We start from the raw sequence: 20,559 nt of genomic DNA, 5'->3' as shown, positions 1-20,559 counted from the left end.
CTCCTTTCTAGACAATGGAAATAGATAAATACATTTTCATCATACAAAACAATTTGTTCAATTCCAGTTGGTTTTTTTCATTTCACAAATTGTTCAAAGCTTACTTAATAACATGATAATAGGTAAAAGTTGATGTAACAGTGATTTTAATCACAATAAAACCCTGTAAGTTGTGAAGAATATGTGAAGTTTAAGGAGTATGATAATCCCAAAGGCAATGACTTAATTCGCTATTACCTGAACGGGATAAAACTCGGCATTTATGGCTAGTTTCCTTGCGATACTATTTTTGGCAAATAAATATTAATTTTGACCGGACAATAGAATAGTTATGCATAAAAAGCTGCCTTGCCGGACCTTTGTCTGGCAGGGCTCTTCTTGATGGCCCTTAACACCTGAAATCCTCCAAAAATAAGGAAACAAAATCCTTATATGTGAATAGAATAGGATATTATTATTTAAATGAAGGAATGTGGAATTTTGGAGAAAAAATATTGTATTCATTGCAGGGCAATATACACAGTTGAAACTCAATGTACCCGCTGTGGGCGGAACATCTTTAAACCGATCATTATCGAAGTCCAAAACAACCCGCCGAAGAAGCAATAGAGCTATATTTATAGCATCATGTAATTGTCTGTCTCAATCAGTAGTGATTTAATAATAGTAGATTGCAGATAGGAGTGGTTTCTGATGTATTTACCTACATTTCGGCTGGATGGAAAAACGGCTGTTGTAACAGGAGCAGGCAGGGGAATTGGAAAGGCAATTGCAGTTGGGCTGGCTGAAGCAGGTGCAGATGTTGCTATAATGTCAAGGACTGAAAGTGATTTGCAGGAAACTGCCGCCATGATTGAGGCTGCAGGCAGAAAAGCATATATTAGGGCACTGGATGTTACACAACGTGAACAGATTCAGCAAGCTGTTGCCGCAATTATGGACGAGTTTAAAGAGATTAATATTCTAGTCAATAACGCTGGAATGAATATAAGATCAAAAGCTCTCGACGTGACGGATGAAGAGTGGCAAAAAATTATGGATACCAATTTGAAATCGGCTTTCATGATGTCCCAGGAGATCGGCAGGAATATGGCGGATAATAAAAACGGCGCAAGCATCATTTCTATTTCATCAGTAGGCGGGCACACCGCGTTAAGAACAGGAGTGGTATATGCGGCTACTAAGGCTGCCATGATTCAAATGACCAAGGTTCTTGCGCTGGAATGGGGAATGTCTGGAATAAGGGTGAATAGCCTTGGCCCATGGTATTTTAAGACACCGCTAACTGAAAAACTGCTAAGTGATGAAGAATATGTTAATGATATTCTCGCAGTGACCCCTCTTAACCGGATTGGCGAGCTTCCTGAAATAGTAGGTCCGGCTGTATTTCTTGCAAGTGATGCGTCTTCCTATATTACAGGCCAAACTTTATTTGTAGATGGAGGCATGACAATTAAAGGATTCTAGTAAATAATAAAAGCTGTTCCAACAGGATTGACAGCAAAAGGTATGTAATAACTCCATACTTTGCTATAAACCCCTGTTCAGAACAGCTGTTTTCTTGTATTTCTCTATTTGCTTCAGTAAGGCAATTTCTTCTGCAAAACCTGCTCTTTCAGCTAACTTCCATCATTAAGATAATCCGCAATTCACCTATATCTGTTAAGCCAATCGGTAAGCGAAGCGCCTTTTCAAACCCATACATTTTTGCCTTCCCCACCAGAACGGTAGGAGGGGTAATATCCATTTCTGATCCCTGCCCCGCGATAGTAGTAGCCAGATTGCCGGCAATCATATTGCCCAGCTCTCCCGCAAAGGATTCAAGCATTTCTCCCGCAAGCGGCATGCCGAACATGGATTCTCCTATTTTTCCTATTGTTTCCTCAGCTCCTTCAATTATCAGCCTGCCGCGGATATCTCCCGTCATGCCAATAAGGACGCCTATGGCTTCATGCTCAACAGGCTGTACAATGAGTGCCGGTTTTCCTATTACTATTGAGAGCGGGATTACAGATTTTACAGAATCAATAGTCCCGTTTAAAACATTGGTGATCACACCACTAGTCATATTAACCCCCTGAATTTTTGTATATTTTTTATAATAACAAAAATAGTGAAGGTATAGCACCAAAAATCAGTAAAAAACAGTAACTTTATCACAGGTCATATGGATCATAAGGGCTAAAGTTTATTTTTACATAAAAGAGGATATATTACCCTTTATAAAACGAAGGGGTGATCCTATGCCATATATTATGTCTGCCTCCCATATCGAACTGCCCTATAAAATAAACCAGGAATCTGCAAGGGAATTTGCTAGGAGCATGTTTGGTTCATCCTTCAGAGACATAGACCGGCTCATCCATGTGTTCGAAAACGGACAGGTACAGGCCCGGAACTTTTCAAATCCTCTGGAATGGTTCAAAGAAGAAAGATCATTTGAAGAGAAAAACAGCCTTTACATAGAACATTCTGTGAAATATGGCTATGAAGCAATTTATGAATGCCTTAACAACGGGGAATTTTTACATAAACCAGTCAATCCAAAGGATATTGACGCCTTTATATTTATTTCAAGCACGGGTCTGGCAACACCTACCATTGATGCACGGATCATGAATCATATCCCATTTTCCTCTAATTTAAAAAGGATTCCGATTTGGGGACTTGGATGTGCAGGAGGAGCTGCGGGGCTATCAAGGGCATTTGAATATTGCAAAGCCTATCCAAAAGCCTCTGTTATTGTCCTTGCAATCGAGTTTTGCAGCTTGACCTTTCAAAAGGATGATATCTCTAAAAGCAATTTAATAGGGACATCTTTATTTTCGGATGGCATTGCCTGCGCTTTAGTGTGCGGGGATGAGTTTGAAAAGCTTTCTGAAGTTAAGCTTCCGGCTGTGCCAAAGCTTATGGAGACACATTCGGCACTTATGCCTAATTCTCTGGATGTGATGGGCTGGGATGTTAAGAATGAAGGGCTCTTTGTTGTTTTTTCCAAGGATATTCCTTCTATTGTAAAACAATGGCTAAAGCCGCAAGTAGAGGAGTTTCTGGATGCCAAGGAATTAGGATTGAAGGATATTAAGCACTTTATAGCCCATCCAGGAGGGAAAAAAGTCATTGAGGCCTATCAGGACTCTCTTGGCTTCTCGGATCATCATATCGAAACTTCATTGGGAATTTTGCGTGAATATGGCAATATGTCATCAGCAACCATTCTGTATGTACTTGAACGTTTTTTGCAAAAAAGAATAGAGAGCGGAGAGTACGGGCTGGCTGCAGCTCTTGGACCTGGATTTTCTTCGGAAATGCTGTTAATGAGGTGGGAATAATGATATTTGGCGGTATTATTGCCATAGTCTGCCTGCAGCGGTTTGCGGAGCTATTCATAGCAAAGCGGAATGAAAAATGGATGAAGCAGCAGGGGGCAATCGAATTTGGGACTAGCCATTACCGTTGGATGGTAGCGATGCACATTGGATACTTTTTATCTTTAATCATGGAAGTATCATACCTGGACACCGACCTCTCGCCAATCTGGGGGCTGTGGCTGGCTATTTTTCTTGCAGCACAGGCAGGAAGAGTGTGGGCGCTTTCTTCCTTGGGCAGATATTGGAATACTAAAATCATTGTCTTGCCAGGGGCAAATGTTGTGATTAAAGGGCCTTATAAATTCATCAAGCATCCGAACTATTTAATTGTAGCGACTGAAATAATTGTAATGGCACTTTTGTTTAATGCCTTTATTACTGCAGTCTTATTTACTTGCCTAAACATTATGATGATGCGGGTGAGAATACCCGAAGAAGAACGGGCACTTAAATCACTAACGGATTACAGCACTGCATTTAAGGCGGAAACACACGATTCATAAGATGTTCAAAATATTTAGCGTTGAAAATGATTATCGTTAATGATACAATTCTAATTGAAGATGATATTTATTCTCAATTAAAAAATGATTTATCATTAACGAAAAGGATGTGCTTTCATGATTTGGTTTTTAATTGCCCTTACTGTCGTTACATATAGCCTTGTGATGGTGTATGTTTTAAATAACATTCAAAAGCCAGCCAAACGTACAGCCCAAGCCTTTGCAAATAATCAGCACAATAATAAACGCCAAAATTTCATAACAGCATCCCAAACCAGGTAGCCATGCCTGGTTTTTTGTTTTTAAGGATAATGAAAGAAAGCGAAATCTTTGGAGATGCCTGCTTGTGAGCAGCAGCTTTACCATGGAGCTGGTTCCTTTGTACAATCAAGGATTTTTTCTATAAATAGACAGCGAAATCGTTTACAATAGAGTGTATTAAAGTTAATAAAATAAGGGGTAATGGATTTCATGATGCAAATTTCAGCTGTACAGCATGGTCAGCTTAGCAGGCTTGGAGAATTGTACCGCAAATTCACCATAAGCGGAGATATCAGCAATGCCGAAAAAATGAAACAGCTGATGAAGAAACTGCATAAAGAAGAGTTTATTTTTGCTTTTTGCGGCCATTTTTCAGCCGGAAAATCAAGCATGATTAATTTTTTGATGGGCGAGCAGGTTTTGCCGTCAAGCCCTATCCCAACGAGTGCCAATACAGTGAAACTTCAAAAAGGAAAGGATTATGCTAAGGTTTATTTTAACAATCAGCAACCTGTCCTTTTTCCTGCGCCTTATGATTTTGCTGCGGTGAAGGAGTACTGCAAAAATGGTGATCAGGTAGCATCGATTACCGTCAGTTCAAGCAGTTTTCCTCTTCCGGAACAGATAGCGGTCATGGATACACCGGGTATCGACTCAACAGATGATGCTCACAGGGTCTCAACTGAATCGACACTGCATTTGGCAGATATTATTTTTTATGTGATGGATTATAATCATGTCCAATCAGAGGTGAATTTTTTATTTGCCCGGGACATGGCTGAGGCAAAAAAACCCTTATATTTGATTGTGAATCAAATTGATAAACATGACGATTCAGAGTTAAGCTTCTCGTCGTTTAAACATTCCGTTCAGGAGGCGTTTGAAAACTGGGGTGTAACACCAAACGGAATTTTCTATACGTCCTTACGGGATTTGGACAACGAAAACAATGATATAGCACTAGTAAAAGAATTAATAGCAAATAGCACAAGGGACAATGGTCTGTCAATAACCCTTGCAGCAGAGAGGCTGATCCTCAATCATGCTGTTTGGCAAAAGGCTCAGGGTGAAGAGGCAGAACAGGAAAGTCTCGAGCTTCTCGGTCAATTGGAAGAGGGAGAACTCGAACAAATTCGCAGTAAGCTGGCTTCGTTAAAGTCGGAAAAAAATGAATTGAGTTCCAAAACAGAGGAATTGGAGGCAGGCTTCGCGCAAGAATTGGAGAAGGTTCTGAAGAATGCCTATATCATGCCTGCCCAAACACGGGAAATAGCGAAAGATTTTCTTGAAGCCAACCAGGCAGATTTTAAAGTTGGCCTTTTATTTTCCCGGAAAAAAACAGAGGCTGAACGGGAGGAAAGGCTGCTGAAGCTGCAAAATGACCTGAGTGAGAAGGTAACATCGCAGCTTGTCTGGCATATTAAGGAGCTGGCAGCCAAGACATTAAGGTCCTCCGGTATTATTAGCCCCGAACTTGAAGCCGCCAGTCAGGGAATTGAGCTGGAGGTAAATGAACAATTAATTCGGAAGCCGCTGAAGGCTCAGGCTGGAATCACAGGTGAATATGTCTTAAATTATACGAACGACCTGGCCGACACGGTCAAGAAACAGGCGAGGAATGCCGCTGCTGAATTTGCGAAGAGGGTTTTCACAGCTGCCCAAACGGATACGAAAAGCAGACTTCTAACAATTGAAGAAGAATTGGAAAGCCTGCAGAAGTATGAAGATGCGTTTCAAAATACAGAAAATATTGTACATCTTGCAGATAAGGAAAAAAAACAGCTGTTATCTATCTTAAACGGTACCCAGCCGCCAGAAAGCGATGAAGAAGCTGCTTTGCTGATAAGTCAATGGGAAAAGGACGACAGGGATGCAGCAATTATGGAAAGCGGGGAAATTAAAAAGATTCCTTCTGCTGATCCCGCCGAAAAAACAGCAGAAATTCTTCCTGAAATTACTGCAAAAGAGCAAGATAGTGAGGCCCCTGCTTTAACAGGAAAAGAAAGGCTTTCAGTAACAGCGGAAAACTTGACCAAAGCATCGCATTTAGTTTCTCCACTACAGGGTTTCCAATCGCTTTATAAGGAGCTTAAGGATAAAGCAGAACGGTTAAACGGAAAAACTTTTACGGTTGCTCTGTTTGGTGCCTTTAGTGCCGGGAAGTCCTCATTTGCCAACGCGCTAATGGGTGAAACAGTGCTGCCTGTGTCTCCGAATCCTACTACGGCGGCGATTAATAAAATTAAGGCGCCAAAAGGGGACTTAGTCCATGGTACAGCAAGTGTCCGGCTTAAGTCTGAACATATGATCCTGGAGGACGTTGTTCTTGCTTTATCTGCTTTCCAACTTAAGGCAGATAATCTTGATCAGGCGCTGGAAGCCTCCCGATCGCTCACTGAAGGGGAGGTTCCAAATGATAAGGGCAAAACTCAACTAGCCTTCCTGAAGGCATTTTCTGCCGGCCTGCCAGTGCACAGGACAAATTTAGGCGCCGAGTTATTGGTAGGTCTTGATGAGTTCAAAATGTATGCGTCAAATGAAGCCTATTCCTGTTTTGTGGACGAGATTGAGCTATATTATGAATGCGAGCTAACGCGGCAGGGGATGGTCCTTGTTGATACCCCCGGAGCGGATTCGATCAATGCGAGGCATACTGGTGCAGCCTTTGAATATATCAAAAATTCGGATGCCATTTTATTTGTAACCTATTATAATCATCCGTTCTCGAGAGCGGACAGGGAGTTTTTAATTCAGCTCGGCAGGGTTAAAGATTCATTTGCCATGGATAAGATGTTCTTTTTAATCAATGCTGTTGATTTGGCTGGATCAGCTGAAGAACTTAATGAAGTGACGGTATACGTCAGAGAACAGCTCACCAGCTTTGGAGTGCGTTTTCCCAAGCTTTTCCCGGTTACATCAAAAGGAGCTATTGCAGAAAAGAAAGGGGAGGCTTTCAGTCACCACTTCTTGCCTGACAGCGGGCTGGGATACTTCGAACAGCAATTCTTATCGTTTATTGAAAATGAGCTGACAGAGCTGGCAATCCAGTCAGCCCGGGGAACTTTATCCAGAACGGAAGAACTGCTTCGTCAGGTTGTAGACTCTTCCAAGCAGGATGAAATGACAAAACGTAAAATCCTGATGCAGCTTGGAAATGAATTGGAAAGAATGCTAGAGGCTATTGGAGGCCTATCTTCTGAAACTGACAAACAAAGGCTGGAAAAGGAAGTTAATGAGCTTGCTTACTATTGTATACAGCGAGTTTTCCTGAGGTTTTCAGATTTCTTTAAGGAGTCATTTAATCCTGCGGTACTCAAGGATGACGGCCGGGATTTAAAGGCTGCTTTACAGTCGGCGCTCCGTGAGCTGCTTGATTTTCTTGGTTTCGATTTTGCGCAGGAAATGCGCGCTACAGCACTTAGAGCAGAAGTATATGTAAAAAAATTAATTGGCGAAAAAGATGCCGAGCTTCTTAATAGACTAAAAAATATACGTGAGGATATCACCTTAAGTGACTATGAACCTGGAAAAATGAAACCGCTCGAGTTTAGATCTGCTTTCAATGAAATGGATGAACACAATTTTAAGAGAGAGCTTTCCTTTTTTAAGAATCCAAAATCATTCTTTGAAAAGAACGAAAAACAAAAGATGAGCGATAGTTTATATGAAACTTTAATGCCTGCTGCAAAGGCCTACGTCGAAACAGAGTCCCGCAACATATTTGACACGGCGGCCAACACACTTGCTGCTGAAATGGAAATGCTAAGAGAAAAGCATACTCGTGAAATAAAGGATAGGTATCTCGGACTTCGGTCAGCATTAGAGGAAAACGCAGACATACCTTTATACGAACAAGCATTAAAGGAAATCAGCGAAAGAAATAGGATATTAGGATTGTAATCACAGAAAACTGAGGCCGGAGGCGATGTCGCTATCCGGCTTTTTTTGTGGAACAAAGAGGAAGTACGGGCTATTACAAAGAATATTATTGACATGAAGGTTCCGTTAGGATTATCAATTGATTAAAGGAGTGTATCTATGAAATATTTTATTGAGGCAGAAACACTGTTGGAATGGTTGGAGAAAAAGAATGTGAGGCTGGTTGACTGCCGGTTTCAGCTAGGCCAGCAAGCCTACGGCCAGGCTGAATATGAAAAGGAACATATACCGGGAGCAGCCTTTTTTGATATTGAAAAAGACCTCTCTTCTCCGAAGCAAAAGCATGGAGGCAGGCACCCGCTGCCTGATTTTCACGACTTTAAAACTAAACTGGAAGCTGCGGGAATTAGCAATGAAACGATTATTGTTGCCTATGACAATGGGGAGGGCTCGTTTGCATCCAGGTTTTTATGGATGATGAATTATATCGGCCACACAGATACATATTTGCTGAATGGGGGCTTTTCTGTCTGGAAGGAGAAAGGATACCCCACAGATGCTGAGAAGGCTGTGTTCAAGCCGGGTACTTTCTCGATAGCTATTGACAACTCAATTTACGCTTCTTATGAAGAAGTTAAACAGGCGGTTGAGCAGGGGAAAGATGCAATATTGATAGATTCAAGGGAGGAGAAGCGCTACCTTGGGATTGAAGAGCCAATTGATGCCAAAGCAGGTCATATTCCCGGGGCAATCAATGAGGTTTGGACTAAGGGTTTTCAAAATGGCCGATTTTTACCGGAATCAAAGCAAAAACAGCGGTTTGCCGAACTGGATCCAAATAAACAGATTATCGTTTACTGCGGATCAGGCATCACGGCAGCTCCTAATTATATCGCTTTAAAGGAAGCAGGATTTCCAAAAGTAAAGGTTTATACAGGCAGCTTTAGTGACTGGATATCCTACCCGGAAAATCAGATCGAATCATTAGCGGAAACGAACAAATAAAAATAGCTTCCAGAAGAAGCAGCAAACCTTCTTACAAATATCCCGAAAATATGATAAAATAATATGATTTGATTTTTTTCTGGGGTGATTTAATTGATGAATGAAAAAGAGATAAAACCTTCGTTCCTGCTGGTCGATGGCATGGCCTTATTATTTAGGGCTTTTTATGCAACGGCCGTTACAGGTCAGTTTATGATAAATTCAAGAGGAGTACCGACCAATGCTGTTCAGGGCTTTTTAAAGCACATGCTTACTGCCATCAACCATTTTCAGCCATCCCACGTGGCGGTATGCTGGGATATGGGAAGCAAAACGTTCAGGAATGAAATTTACGCTGAATATAAAGCAAACAGGGGCGAGGCTCCAATAGAAATGATGCCGCAGTTTGATTTAGCTAAGGAGGCTGTAGAAGCGTTTGATATTCCGAATATAGGCCTTTCCGGATATGAAGCAGATGACTGCATCGGCACGATTGCAAAAGCCGCGATGGATAACTCCCATGTATATATTCTTACAGGGGATCAGGATATGCTTCAGCTGATAGAGGACAAAATTTCAGTGGTCCTGCTAAAAAAAGGCTATGGCAATTATGAAATCCATAATCCTGACTCCTTTTATGAATGGAAGGGAATCGTCCCAAGGCAGATGATAGATTTAAAAGCGCTGATGGGGGATTCAGCTGATAACTATCCCGGGGTTAAAGGGATCGGTGAAAAGACTGCACTGAAGCTGCTCCAGCAATTTGAGTCAATTGAAGGGATTCTCGGGAATGTCCATATTTTGACAAAATCGCAGCGTGCAAAGATAGAAGCAGCCGTTGAAATGCTTCATTTATCCAGGACATTGGCTGAAATCAAATGTGATGTTCCTGTTTTTTGCTCTCTGAATGATGCTATCTACGGGTATAACTCAGATAAAGTGAAAACATTGCTTGATCTTCATGAGCTTAAAACAGTTCAGCGGATCATTTAACTGATAACCGCCTGGATATTGTGTCCGGGCGGTTTTTTTGGTTTTATGTTACTAACCCTGCTTTTAACGTTTAGTATTGCTGCGTTTCGCTTTGTTTTCCAGTTCACTCTTTGGATTATAAGAGGCTGCTCCGCCAGTATGTCCCTGCGGGTTCACGCCGCTAAACGCAGCGGTTCCCCTGTTTCTATTTTTACTCATTTGGTTTCCACCCCCTGGTCTTACTTTTCCCCCATCCGGTTTTTTCAATCTGTAAAGAAAACATCTTTTTCAAGACGTGTTCTTTTGTCCTTGAGACAACCTTTTGTAAGAATATTTTGCAGGAAAGCTGTCACTCCATTGATGAGTTTTTAAATTGAATTTACTATTTTGGGCAGCTGGGGTACGGCTCATATTTCTGGCAACAGCTTTCCTTAACGGCAGGTTTAGACGGTAAATGGATAGGCAAATCAGCTTTCTTAAGGTAAAATAAAGGAAGAAAAAGGAATGATATAGAGAGGATGTACCTGTGGGAAAATCAGTTGGAGAATACGTCAGTTATCTTGAATCAAAAGGGTTTTCTTTTGGTGAAGATGCAATAGGTTTTATTTATTTTGGGAAACAATATACGAAGGCAGAAGATACGTTAGTTAACGCTGCGATTGAAATGACCCTCAAAGCCCAGAAGAAATTCGATGGCAGCTTTTATATTTCGCTGCTTGAATCCATGAAAAAAAGCAATATCAGCACACATTCAGCTGCTGTAGCTTTCTCTAGGGAAAGAGGGCTTATTTAACGGAACTATATATAATGACTGACACAATAAGGAACTTCCCAGATCAGGAAGTTCCTTATTTTTAACTAATTTTTGATAAGCTTTCAATTTTCGGTTCAGTCTTTTTTTGCGGAAGTTCTGCAAAAATCATCCCTGCAAAAATTAAAATGCAGCCGGCAATAGCCATTGAACCCAAGCGTTCATTGATCCAGAAAAAAGAGGTGGCTGCCGCAAAAACCGGTTCCATCGAAAATATAAGAGCAACCCTTGTCGGTGTTGTGTACGTCTGGAAATAGGTTTGGGCAAGGAAAGCAAAAGCAGTTGCAAGCACCGCTGTGACGAGCAAGGCACCCCATACATCTGGCTGAAGCATAATTGCCGGATCAAGAATGACTGAAATGTCCTCAAAGAATAGGGTGAACACAAACGAAAGCATGGAAACGGTAAATATTTGGACAATGGTTAATGAGAGGGCTGGATATTTGGCAGCATATTTTGCTGTTGTAATTATATGCATGGCAAAGCTGATTGCACATAAAAATACAAGGAAATCGCCAAAGTTAATGCCTGAACTTCCGACCATTGTCATAAAGTAAAGTCCCGCCGTAGCTAAACCTACTCCAATCAAAGCATTCCTGGAAGGTTTTTGTTTCAGCAATAGGAGCGAAAACAGCGGGACCAGGACAACACTAAGCCCGGTGATAAATCCTGTTTTAGAAGGCGAGGTTGTGAGCAGGCCAAAGGTCTGAAAAGCATAGCCAAGAAACAGCCAGCCCCCGAGTTTTAAACCGGATATAACCAGATCCTTTGAAAATGCAGGTATACTGTGCTGCCCCGTACGCCTGCTTCTTTTCTGAGATAGCCAAAACCAAAGGAAAAGCAATAAAAAGGCGGAAAAAAAACGGACAAAATTAAAACTGAAAGGCTCCAGAAAGGAAATGGCATTTTGTACCATTACAAACGTTGCTCCCCATATTAAAACAACCAATAGTAATGTCAGGTCGGCAGCAAGCTTTTTATTCATCAAGATCTTCCTTATTTAAATGGATGGCCCTGCGTGCGAGCTCATCAGCCGATTTATTTTCTATGCTGGGAATCCATTTAAGAAAGAAAAGTCCAAGTTGTTCTGACAGCTGCACAGCTTTTTCAAATAAAGGAGCATACCGTTTATTTTTTACATAGTTTTTTTCGAACGCTCTGTTTATTAATTCAGAATCAGTCCGGAATGATACAGAGCTGTATCCACTTTCTATGCATATTTCCAGAGCTTTAATTAATGCGTGATATTCGGCCTCATGGTTTTCCATCAGCCCAAGCGGGATAGAATGACGCTCAACGCTCCCGCTATTTTTAATAAAAATCCCGGCTCCGCTAGGCCCAGGGTTCCCGGCACTGGCCCCATCTATGTAAACTTCTATCATCGAAATACCTCCAGGAAATAATATCTGATTAAGTTTACCACATCCCCGGCCGTTTTCTGCACACTTTTTATCAGCAAAAGTATCACTTTTGTTTTGATAAACGCTGAATGGTATATAATTAGAAAAGGCACTTTTATTTAGCTCTACTGGAGCAAGTTTGGTAATATCATAAAAAACAAAACCAAGGATTCCCAAGGGAAAAGGCGGTGCTTACAAATTGAACGTAATGATGCAATGGACATATTCAATGGCAAGAAGGCCACAGGTACTTTTTACTTCTGAGTATATGAAGGCCGCAGCAGCATTGCTTATATTGGAAGACCTTGAAAAGACAGGGCGAGTCAAGGACGTTGAATTTAAGGATGAAATCGGTACTTCCTGGACTAAAAAAGAATTAACAAAATTACTGGACGAAATTAAAGAGGAACCACAGGATGTTACCGTTTATTTTGATGGCGGCTATATGAAGGAAGAAGGTATGGCAGGAGCAGGAATTGTCATATATTATAGCCAGGGTAAAGACAAAAAGCGAATTAGGATGAATAGGCTGCTTGAGGAGCTTGTATCAAACAATGAAGCAGAATACGCTGCATTTTATGAAGGAGTAAAGGAATTGGAGGTACTGGGAGTACACCATCAGACGGTAACCTTTAAGGGTGATTCCCAAGTCGTTCTTAACCAGCTTTCAGGGGATTGGCCATGCTTTGAAGATACATTAAATGCATGGCTTGACAGAATTGAAGAGAAAATGAAGCAGCTTGGTATTCGCCCTGTGTATGAACCAATCCCAAGAAAAGAAAATCAGGAAGCCGATAAGCTGGCAACACAGGCACTGAAAGGCGAATTTATCTCCAGTACCATCAATTTATAATTTATCAAATGCTTAAAATGTAATACGAAAAACGAAGTATATTAACAGCTCTTAACCAATTAAGAACTGGACAAAGGAGCCGGCATGGAAAGAAAGATGCTTTATGACGATGTTGAAAATTTATTATCCGAGTATTGTAAGGATTGTTTTGTAAAAGCGCACTTCCGAAAAGAGCATGGCAAGCGCCATGCCCATAAATTTTGCATTTCTTCCTGTACTGTGGGTGAGAAATTAAAGCTCATTGGAGAAAAATTGTCGAGGCCATAATCAGAATGAAAATAAAAAATAAAATGGACAATAAATATTTCCTAAAGTAATCCAGCGGCCATTGCCCTGGATTTTCTTTATGTGGGCAGTTTCCTTCAAGCATAACATTAACAGATGATAACTATAAATAATGTAAGAATTTATGATAATAAAAGGTAAAAATTCCATTTTAACCCATTATAACGTGTTTTTTGATATGATAATAAAAGGAGGGATAGATATGGAAGGAGATAAAAGGTTAGAACGCTTGGGTGAAATGGCTCCATTAACCGCAGAGGAGATAGATCAGATACTCCTTGAGCTCAGGGAAAAGAAAGCTGAGCAAAAAATCGAACTGCAGGCACTTCCGGAAACACCCTATCAGCCTGAAAAATTAGAAGCAATTGGCCAAAAAATAAAAGAGGCCACAAATCAGATCGGTGAGATATTTCTCTACATAAGAGGGAATGGAAAAGTGCCTATTGAACAAATTACTGATGTAATCGTTCCCACAATTGAAGAAGCGGCAGAAATTCCCCACTTGTATTTTTTATTTAAGGAACTTTATTCAAAAGATGAATACACTTACAGGCATACGATATGTGTAGGGGTTATTTCCGCTGCCATTGGAAGGTGGATTGGATTATCTCCAAAGGAGCTTAAGGAACTTACTTTAGCAGCTGTCCTACATGATATTGGGAAAACCCGTATTCCAGAGTCGATTCTGCAGAAGCCTGGCAAGCTCACCGCTGAGGAATTTAAAGAAATGAAGCTGCACACTGTTTATGGGTATGAGCTTTTAAGACAAATTCCAGGCCTTCCTGTTACCATTCCCCTCACCGCTTTGCAGCATCATGAACGTGAGGACGGGAAAGGATACCCAATCGGCCTGAAAGGATTTAATACCCATCTCTATTCAAAAATTGTTGCTATCGCGGATGTGTTCCACGCTATGTCATCTGATCGGATTTACCATGATGCTCTCCCTTTTTACCAGATTATGAAAGGAATGCACGATGATATGTTCGGCAAGTTTGACCCAAATATCATTCTTATATTTCTGAATCATATGATGGCAGGCATGGTGGGCAATAAAGTGCTTCTCTCCAATGGAATGGAAGGAACAATGATAATGGTGAACCCATACGACCCTATTAATTCCCTTGTAAAAGTCGGTAACAGTATTCACGATTTGAGCAAGGAGAAAGGGATAGGAATTGAGAGGGTGTATTAGCACCGGTCAGCCTTTGAAAACAAAATATTTATGAATAATGAAAAGAGAAAGGGCGCCAGATTCATTTTCCGGCGCCCATGTTTATGATAGACTGCAAAAACTATTACACTTTAATCCGGATTTATCCTATCGGGAAGCAATACCGCCTCCAATTGTTTCTGCATTGTGAAAAATTCCCTTAGCATAAGACTGTTATCAGTAACATCTGCCAGAGAATAGTTATCCAATACCTGTAAAAAGCCCTCAAGTGCTGTATTGAAAATGTATTTTAGTGAACAGACTGGTGTGATCAGGCAATTGTTATTATGATGTTCGAAGCATTCAACCAGGTAAAAATCTTCCTCTGTTTTCCTGATGATTTCACAGACATTAATTCCAAAACTTTAAATTGTCTTATATATATGAAAATCCTTCTGCAGAGGATCTGCAAAATAGCCATTTCAGCAAGCAAGGCTATATTGATGAACAATGGTTCTCGGATAATAGTATACGTATGCGGTCCAGTGCTGTTCCTTCGTGCTGCTGTATTAGGTTTACGCAAATTTGGTGTAGAACAGGATAAAATCCATTACGAATTCTTTGGACCGGCTTTGAATCTGGAACAAAACTAGGAATCTAATGAAGTTTTTACTGCTTGGATAAATATTGATTAGCATTGAATAATTCAGCCTCAAAAAGCATGCATCTATTTACAGGTGCATGCTTTTTATGCATCGGGATGGAAAGTATACTTTATTCAAAATTTCTTAAAAGTTTGCTAATATCTGCAAGTTTTCCGGAAAAATAAAATAGGTAAAAAGATTTATAGTATTTAAATTAAAATCGGTATTTTCTTCCTGTTTTTCCACCATTGCTCGCTTAATGCTGGCATTTCAATATACCCTAAATGATAAAATGGTTTTACCATTTTTATCTAGGAGTGAATTGAATTAATGAAAAAGCTATTACCGTTAATTGCAATTTTGATATTAATAATAACCGGATGCGGAAAAGCAGAAGAAAAGGCCGAAGCTGAAGCAAAAAAAGCACCCGCAGAGGTAACAGACAAAAAAAAGGAAGCTGCTGCAGACAAGGAAGAAAATTCAAAAGAATGGCCTGATTCCTTTAAGCCGGAAAAGGATTTTTCAGTACCGCAGACACTGGAGGAAGCGGAGAAGATGACCCCAGGTGAATGGTGGGAAAAGATAGAGGACAATGAGTGGAATGACTCGGACCAAATAAAGCTTGCTGAAAAAATTGGTGAAATTGATTCTCTTGATATCAGTGAAGAGAAACGGGCGGATCGTGTAACACAGCTGATCTTCAAATCAATTTATCCTGAATTGCCTGGCCTGGGTTCGTATCAGCCCAGAGAAAACATCTCACTGGAAACGCTTGATACAGGTTCTAACCTAAAGCTTAATGGACGGGAAGTAAAAGAGAATATTAATGTAGCAATCATTTTGGATGCTTCTGGTTCGATGAACGCAAAACAGGGCAGCAAAACAAAAATGGAAATTGCAAAAGAAGCCATCAATGGCTTTGTAACAAATCTGCCGGATAATACGAAGGTTTCTTTTACAATCTACGGACATAAAGGAACTGGGGACGATAAGGATAAGGAGCTCTCCTGCTCCAGTGTTGAAGAAATCTATCCGATGAGCGCGTATAATGCAAGCTCTTTTGGGACAGTGCTTAATACAGTTAAACCGAGCGGATGGACACCGATTGCAGCTTCATTGACTCATGCTGGCGAAAAACTGAAGAGTTTTGACAGCGCATCAAATACTAATATAATTTACCTAGTCTCTGACGGAAAAGAAACCTGTGATGGCAAACCGCAGGAAGTTGCTGCAAATCTGGCAAAGTCCAATATTCAGCCGATAATAAACGTTATTGGGTTTGGTGTAGATCAATCAGACCGTTCAAGCCTTGAAACTATTGCAAGCAGTGCGGGAGGCAGATATATTTCCGCTGAAAATCAGGCAGACCTGGAAGAGGAATTTGAAAAATCCAATGACTCTATCGGCAAATGGATTTCCTGGTCCAATGAGCATACAAGCGATGCCATCAACCAAAGCAATGAAGATACCAGTGACCTGATTTCACTCAATAACAAAACAACCAGCCGGCTTATCGCTTTTGACAATACAGCAACGAGTGTTTTGATTCGTGCTAATAACGAATATCACATGGATCCTGATGTATACGATTTAGTAAATGAAACCATTGATGATTTTTACAGAGAAATCAAGGACCAGGCAGATGATGATTACCGGGCCAAGAAAGAAAAGGTTGATGAGACCTACAAGACTACCAAAGATACAATAGATCAAACATACGAACAGAATACCGGAAATTGATATTTAAGAAGACTCAACAAAAAAGGTACAGCACTAAATTCAAAAGTGCTGTACCTTTTTTGTTGCTTAAAGAAGCAGGGAGTAAAAAAATTAACTTACGGAATGTCCTCTTTTTTTATTATTGCTCAAATGAGCAGTTCGAGGGTTTTTATATCCGCCTTTTGTCTGGTGGCCAATTGACATCAAAATTATTATGGATGCAAAGGCAAGGATGAGCTTTTTCATTGTTACTGACTTCTTTCCCTAAATTCTTTAATTTTTCAAGTGGTAGACACCAAAAGCGTTTTTAATCAATTAGCATATTAAGATATAAGTATATTGGCAGAGTGATTTTTTAACAATAAAATTGCATACACAAATTCTTTGGTTTTAATATGAAAAGAATATAGAGAATTATGTTAAAATATAAGACCATGAAATTTTAAAATAGTAAAACCATCGAATTACAGTTTTTAAAAGCAGGTGAGCATTTGAATAGATTAATCATTGCAGAAAAGCCTTCCGTTGCCAAAAACATTGCAGATGCTTTGAAAATAAAAGGCCGGAGCGAAGGATATTTTGAAGGGAATGGCTACATTATTACATGGGCATTTGGCCACCTTTTGCAGCTGCTGGATGCAAAAGATTATGATGAAAGAATGGCCAAGTGGAAAATGGAAAACTTTCCATTTATACCGCAAAACTTTCGCTATAAAGTAAAAAGTGATCCCCGAAACAAAGAGAAAGAAGATTTTGGTGCCAAGAAGCAGCTTAAAATTATTTACAGCTTAATCAAACGCAATGATGTAGATATGGTCATCTCCGCATGTGATTTTGACCGTGAAGGCCAGATAATTGGGGATACGATTATTTATAATCTCAAAACACAGAAAAAGGTTTATCGGCTTTTATTAAATGAGTGGACACCTGATGAAGTGTTGAAAGGGCTTCAGCAAATAAAGCCTAATAGCGAAATGAGGCCGCTTCAGGATGCAGGGATGGGCCGTCAATGGGCTGACTGGGTAATCGGAATTAATTTAACCTCAGTGGCAACGTTAAAGTACCAAAAAGGTAAGGGGAAGGCATTGAATATAGGCAGAGTGCTCCTTCCGACTTTGAAAATAATCTATGACCGGGATAAAGCCATTGAAAATTTCAAACCGGAAGAATACTTTAAATTGGCTGCTACCTTCAAAACGCAAGATGGAAAAGAGTATGAAGGAACTTATGCTGAAAATGAAGAAGATAAATTTAAGAATAAAGAGACCCTGGAATCTATTGAAAAGGCTCTGTTGAATCAAACAGCCTCTATCAAGGATAAGCAAGTTGAACGGAAAAGAGAGTATCCCCCCTATTTATTTAACCTTTCTAATTTACAAGGTTTTATTACCAGCAAATACAAAGGGTGGACGTCGGATAAAGTTTTAAAAGTTGCCCAATCACTGTATGAAAAAAAATATATTACGTATCCCAGGACAGCAAGCGTTGTATTAGAAGAAAGCCTGGTCGGCAAGGCAGCAAAAGTATTGGAAAATCTCAAAAAAGGGTTGCCTTATGAGAACGAAATCAAATTTACTAAGTCGAAGCGTATTTTTGATAATTCCAAAGTAGAAAGCCACAGCGCCATCATACCAACCTATCTGATTCCTAAATCTTTAACAAAGGATGAGGAGATTGTTTATACGGCTATCAAAAACCGGTATATTATGCAGTTTATGCCTGTTGCAGAGCATGAGGAAACTAAGATCTTGACACAAATAAACAATAGCGGGATTAAAGGGATATTTGTCTCTAAAGGCAAGGTTCAGCTTGTTGAAGGTTGGAAAAAGGTTGAAAAAATTGAATCTAAGGATACAATTTTACCGCTTGTAAATGTTAATGATGCAGTTAGCATAATTGGCCATAAGCTTACATCCCATGTTACGAAACCGCCGAAACATCATACTGAAAAAACATTACTAAGAGTGATGGAAACGTGCGGAAAAGAGCATGATGACGAAGAAAGTGAAGAAATGATGGAGGCTATTTTAAGCGGTTATAGTATTGGTACGCCGGCTACAAGGGCTGAAACCATAAAGAAGCTTAAGGATGTAGGGTATATTGATACCCAAAACAAAAACTTAATTTGTACTGATCTTGGGAAAAGGCTTGTTGAGACTTTTCCTGTGAAGGATTTATTTGATTTGGAGTTCACGGGCCGATTGGAAAAAACATTGTCAGATATAGAGAAACAAAAGTTTACCAAAGAAAGCTTTCTTAATTTAATTTTTGATTTTACCTCCAAATCTGTTCATTCAATTAAAAATGAAAAAGATATTATTATTAACGAAGTTTCTTCTGCAAGAAAATCAATTGAGATTCTTGGGAAATGTCCAGTATGCGGGCATGGAATTATAGAAGGCCAAAAAGGGTTTGGCTGCAGCAATTGGAAGAGCGGCTGCAAATTTGTTATATGGAAAAATGATAAATTTTTAGCAGCGATGAAGAAAAAGCCAACGAAAACAATGGTAAAAACTCTCCTGAAAAATGGAATAGCACCAGTAAAAGGCTTAACCAGTAAAAAAGGAAATAAATTTGACGCAAATCTCCGCTATGAAAAAAATCCCGAAAATGAGTATTATAGCTGGAAGATGGAATTTACTAAATAACTCTTGAATAAGTACAAAAAATCGTCTTTCGGGACGATTTTTTTGTCTAATCTTATTAAAATATGAAAAATGAATTATTTCATTGGTTCTGATAAGTTAATTTTTATACATAACTAGTTTACCCTTCTTGGAAACAAAGAATAGTAATTTTTTAAAAGGTTGTAAGCCGATTGGTTGACATTAGTTGTATAACATACTATTATTATCTTGAATTAAGAATATATTATTTAAATATATATTTTTAACTAACTAGATTAACAAAAGGAGCAATAAAAAATGACTAAAGTTTTATATGTAAAAGTTAATCCGAAGGCTGACGAGTTTTCTTATTCTGCCCGATTGGCAAATGCGTTTCTGGATGCATACCAAACTGAAAATCCGGATTCACAGGTAGAACTTCTGGATCTTTATCAAACTAACATTCCGCTAATTGATGCTGATGTGCTGAATGGCTGGGGGAAACTTGCTGCAGGCACTGAACTTTCAGAAACAGAAGCGGCTAAGATAAACAGGATGGGAGAGCTGGTCGACCAATTCCTTGCTGCAGACAAAGTTGTCTTCTCAGCACCATTCTGGAACTTTGGATACCCGCCTTTATTTAAGGCTTATATTGATTCAATTGCTGTGGCAGGAAAAACATTTAAGTATACAGAGAACGGATCAGTTGGATTAGCAGGCGACAAAAAAATCGCTTTAGTTGAAGCTCGAGGCGGAATCTATTCTGAAGGTCCTGGAATGGAGCTCCAGCATACAGAAAGCTATCTGAAGACAGTTCTTGCATTCTTTGGCGTTACTGATGTCACAGTTGTACTAACTGAAGGCATGGCTGCTGATCCTGCTAATGCTGATAATATTTTTGCTGCAGCAGTGGAAAGAGCTCGCGAAGCTGGTTCTAAATTTTAATTAATTCTATTTCTTTCCTGGAGGATCCTGTCTTGATGGCAGGACCTTTTGCTTTTTTTGGAGATAAATATTAGCCGAAGACCTAAAGCTCAGAAACACTTCCGCTTATCTTGTAAATACCCCTGTCTTGTAACCGCAGAAGGGTTATAGTAAACTTTTTATGATATGTGTTG

General features: G+C 39.8%; 20 protein-coding genes. 15 read left to right on the top strand and 5 right to left on the bottom strand.

Features of this window, described 5'->3' with window-relative positions; translation table 11 throughout:
- Positions 1 to 693 precede the first annotated feature (693 nt).
- Positions 694 to 1,467: an SDR family NAD(P)-dependent oxidoreductase gene (locus tag CVD28_RS17630; RefSeq protein WP_101594424.1), complete on the top strand. Its 774-nt coding sequence runs from the start codon at positions 694 to 696 to the stop codon at positions 1,465 to 1,467.
- 148 nt (positions 1,468 to 1,615) lie between these two features.
- Here the strand turns inward: CVD28_RS17630 and CVD28_RS17625 are convergent, their stop codons facing one another.
- Positions 1,616 to 2,068, bottom strand: coding sequence for a chemotaxis protein CheX (locus CVD28_RS17625; RefSeq protein WP_101594422.1), 453 nt, complete (start codon positions 2,066 to 2,068; stop codon positions 1,616 to 1,618).
- Between the two features lie 175 nt (positions 2,069 to 2,243).
- On the opposite strand from CVD28_RS17625, the gene CVD28_RS17620 reads away from it, so the two are divergent.
- The 6 genes from CVD28_RS17620 (at position 2,244) to CVD28_RS17600 (ending at position 9,991) form a co-directional block, all read left to right on the top strand.
- On the top strand, positions 2,244 to 3,332 hold the full coding sequence (locus CVD28_RS17620) for a type III polyketide synthase (protein ID WP_101594420.1): 1,089 nt from the start codon (positions 2,244 to 2,246) through the stop codon (positions 3,330 to 3,332).
- The gene (locus CVD28_RS17615) at positions 3,332 to 3,874 is read left to right on the top strand and encodes an isoprenylcysteine carboxyl methyltransferase family protein (protein WP_101594418.1); all 543 of its coding nucleotides are present in this window, start codon (positions 3,332 to 3,334) and stop codon (positions 3,872 to 3,874) included. Before CVD28_RS17620 ends, CVD28_RS17615 begins: the two co-directional genes overlap by 1 nt.
- 117 nt (positions 3,875 to 3,991) lie before the next feature.
- Positions 3,992 to 4,156, top strand: a complete 165-nt coding sequence (locus tag CVD28_RS28200; RefSeq protein ID WP_180954206.1) for a hypothetical protein — start codon at positions 3,992 to 3,994, stop codon at positions 4,154 to 4,156.
- 189 nt (positions 4,157 to 4,345) lie between these two features.
- Complete coding sequence (locus CVD28_RS17610) at positions 4,346 to 8,035, top strand: dynamin family protein (protein ID WP_180954205.1); 3,690 nt, start codon at positions 4,346 to 4,348, stop codon at positions 8,033 to 8,035.
- 138 nt (positions 8,036 to 8,173) lie between these two features.
- Positions 8,174 to 9,019, top strand: coding sequence for a sulfurtransferase (locus tag CVD28_RS17605; protein WP_101594412.1), 846 nt, complete (start codon positions 8,174 to 8,176; stop codon positions 9,017 to 9,019).
- A 96-nt stretch (positions 9,020 to 9,115) separates the two neighbouring features.
- Positions 9,116 to 9,991 (top strand): 5'-3' exonuclease, encoded by an 876-nt coding sequence (locus CVD28_RS17600; protein WP_101594410.1) that lies wholly within the window; start codon positions 9,116 to 9,118, stop codon positions 9,989 to 9,991.
- A gap of 63 nt (positions 9,992 to 10,054) precedes the next feature.
- Here the strand turns inward: CVD28_RS17600 and CVD28_RS17595 are convergent, their stop codons facing one another.
- Positions 10,055 to 10,189 carry a small, acid-soluble spore protein L gene (locus tag CVD28_RS17595; protein WP_101594408.1) on the bottom strand — a complete coding sequence of 45 codons (135 nt, stop codon included), beginning with the start codon at positions 10,187 to 10,189 and terminating at the stop codon, positions 10,055 to 10,057.
- Positions 10,190 to 10,496: 307 nt separating this feature from the next.
- Between CVD28_RS17595 and CVD28_RS17590 the strand changes: the two genes are divergently transcribed.
- Positions 10,497 to 10,763, top strand: coding sequence for a DUF6123 family protein (locus tag CVD28_RS17590; RefSeq protein ID WP_101594406.1), 267 nt, complete (start codon positions 10,497 to 10,499; stop codon positions 10,761 to 10,763).
- A 61-nt stretch (positions 10,764 to 10,824) separates the two neighbouring features.
- Here the strand turns inward: CVD28_RS17590 and CVD28_RS17585 are convergent, their stop codons facing one another.
- On the bottom strand, positions 10,825 to 11,766 hold the full coding sequence (locus CVD28_RS17585; RefSeq protein WP_101594405.1) for a DMT family transporter: 942 nt from the start codon (positions 11,764 to 11,766) through the stop codon (positions 10,825 to 10,827).
- The gene (locus CVD28_RS17580) at positions 11,759 to 12,163 is read right to left on the bottom strand and encodes a reverse transcriptase-like protein (RefSeq protein ID WP_101594402.1); all 405 of its coding nucleotides are present in this window, start codon (positions 12,161 to 12,163) and stop codon (positions 11,759 to 11,761) included. Before CVD28_RS17580 ends, CVD28_RS17585 begins: the two co-directional genes overlap by 8 nt.
- Positions 12,164 to 12,380: 217 nt before the next feature.
- Here CVD28_RS17580 and CVD28_RS17575 point away from each other — a divergent pair, with 217 nt between their 5' ends.
- The 3 genes from CVD28_RS17575 (at position 12,381) to CVD28_RS17565 (ending at position 14,514) form a co-directional block, all read left to right on the top strand.
- Complete coding sequence (locus tag CVD28_RS17575) at positions 12,381 to 13,034, top strand: ribonuclease H family protein (protein ID WP_374702545.1); 654 nt, start codon at positions 12,381 to 12,383, stop codon at positions 13,032 to 13,034.
- Between the two features lie 84 nt (positions 13,035 to 13,118).
- A complete protein-coding gene (locus CVD28_RS17570) occupies positions 13,119 to 13,301 on the top strand; it encodes a zinc-finger domain-containing protein (protein WP_101594399.1) in 183 nt (60 codons plus the stop codon).
- A gap of 220 nt (positions 13,302 to 13,521) precedes the next feature.
- Entirely contained in the window at positions 13,522 to 14,514 is a 993-nt protein-coding gene (locus CVD28_RS17565; RefSeq protein WP_257985905.1) for an HD-GYP domain-containing protein, read from the top strand.
- 110 nt (positions 14,515 to 14,624) lie between these two features.
- Here the strand turns inward: CVD28_RS17565 and CVD28_RS28495 are convergent, their stop codons facing one another.
- Positions 14,625 to 14,888, bottom strand: coding sequence for an Rrf2 family transcriptional regulator (locus CVD28_RS28495; RefSeq protein ID WP_219621201.1), 264 nt, complete (start codon positions 14,886 to 14,888; stop codon positions 14,625 to 14,627).
- An 87-nt stretch (positions 14,889 to 14,975) separates the two neighbouring features.
- On the opposite strand from CVD28_RS28495, the gene CVD28_RS28195 reads away from it, so the two are divergent.
- From CVD28_RS28195 to CVD28_RS17545, 4 genes are all read left to right on the top strand, one after another.
- Positions 14,976 to 15,125 carry a hypothetical protein gene (locus CVD28_RS28195; RefSeq protein WP_180954204.1) on the top strand — a complete coding sequence of 50 codons (150 nt, stop codon included), beginning with the start codon at positions 14,976 to 14,978 and terminating at the stop codon, positions 15,123 to 15,125.
- A gap of 321 nt (positions 15,126 to 15,446) precedes the next feature.
- Positions 15,447 to 16,856, top strand: coding sequence for a vWA domain-containing protein (locus tag CVD28_RS17555; RefSeq protein WP_101594393.1), 1,410 nt, complete (start codon positions 15,447 to 15,449; stop codon positions 16,854 to 16,856).
- Positions 16,857 to 17,326: 470 nt separating this feature from the next.
- On the top strand, positions 17,327 to 19,483 hold the full coding sequence (locus CVD28_RS17550; RefSeq protein ID WP_101594390.1) for a type IA DNA topoisomerase: 2,157 nt from the start codon (positions 17,327 to 17,329) through the stop codon (positions 19,481 to 19,483).
- 276 nt (positions 19,484 to 19,759) lie between these two features.
- Positions 19,760 to 20,386, top strand: coding sequence for an FMN-dependent NADH-azoreductase (locus CVD28_RS17545; protein ID WP_101594388.1), 627 nt, complete (start codon positions 19,760 to 19,762; stop codon positions 20,384 to 20,386).
- Positions 20,387 to 20,559: the final 173 nt, after the last annotated feature.

Origin of the sequence: Bacillus sp. M6-12, from assembly GCF_002860285.1 — a bacterium.
Taxonomy (GTDB): Bacteria; Bacillota; Bacilli; order Bacillales; family DSM-1321; genus Peribacillus.
Note: the sequence above shows the minus strand (reverse complement) of the source record. Positions and strands in the feature narration are given on the sequence as shown.

What these genes read in the sequence shown, in the direction of transcription:
- CVD28_RS17580 (WP_101594402.1), bottom strand. Translation starts at nt 12,163, where the DNA reads ATGATAGAAGTTTACATAGATGGGGCCAGTGCCGGGAACCCTGGGCCT.
- CVD28_RS17565 (WP_257985905.1), top strand. Translation starts at nt 13,522, where the DNA reads ATGGAAGGAGATAAAAGGTTAGAACGCTTGGGTGAAATGGCTCCATTA.
- CVD28_RS17545 (WP_101594388.1), top strand. Translation starts at nt 19,760, where the DNA reads ATGACTAAAGTTTTATATGTAAAAGTTAATCCGAAGGCTGACGAGTTT.
- CVD28_RS17630 (WP_101594424.1), top strand. Translation starts at nt 694, where the DNA reads ATGTATTTACCTACATTTCGGCTGGATGGAAAAACGGCTGTTGTAACA.
- CVD28_RS17600 (WP_101594410.1), top strand. Translation starts at nt 9,116, where the DNA reads ATGAATGAAAAAGAGATAAAACCTTCGTTCCTGCTGGTCGATGGCATG.
- CVD28_RS17620 (WP_101594420.1), top strand. Translation starts at nt 2,244, where the DNA reads ATGCCATATATTATGTCTGCCTCCCATATCGAACTGCCCTATAAAATA.
- CVD28_RS17605 (WP_101594412.1), top strand. Translation starts at nt 8,174, where the DNA reads ATGAAATATTTTATTGAGGCAGAAACACTGTTGGAATGGTTGGAGAAA.
- CVD28_RS17610 (WP_180954205.1), top strand. Translation starts at nt 4,346, where the DNA reads ATGATGCAAATTTCAGCTGTACAGCATGGTCAGCTTAGCAGGCTTGGA.
- CVD28_RS17585 (WP_101594405.1), bottom strand. Translation starts at nt 11,766, where the DNA reads ATGAATAAAAAGCTTGCTGCCGACCTGACATTACTATTGGTTGTTTTA.
- CVD28_RS17570 (WP_101594399.1), top strand. Translation starts at nt 13,119, where the DNA reads ATGGAAAGAAAGATGCTTTATGACGATGTTGAAAATTTATTATCCGAG.
- CVD28_RS17615 (WP_101594418.1), top strand. Translation starts at nt 3,332, where the DNA reads ATGATATTTGGCGGTATTATTGCCATAGTCTGCCTGCAGCGGTTTGCG.
- CVD28_RS28195 (WP_180954204.1), top strand. Translation starts at nt 14,976, where the DNA reads ATGAACAATGGTTCTCGGATAATAGTATACGTATGCGGTCCAGTGCTG.
- CVD28_RS17555 (WP_101594393.1), top strand. Translation starts at nt 15,447, where the DNA reads ATGAAAAAGCTATTACCGTTAATTGCAATTTTGATATTAATAATAACC.
- CVD28_RS17625 (WP_101594422.1), bottom strand. Translation starts at nt 2,068, where the DNA reads ATGACTAGTGGTGTGATCACCAATGTTTTAAACGGGACTATTGATTCT.
- CVD28_RS28200 (WP_180954206.1), top strand. Translation starts at nt 3,992, where the DNA reads ATGATTTGGTTTTTAATTGCCCTTACTGTCGTTACATATAGCCTTGTG.
- CVD28_RS17595 (WP_101594408.1), bottom strand. Translation starts at nt 10,189, where the DNA reads ATGAGTAAAAATAGAAACAGGGGAACCGCTGCGTTTAGCGGCGTGAAC.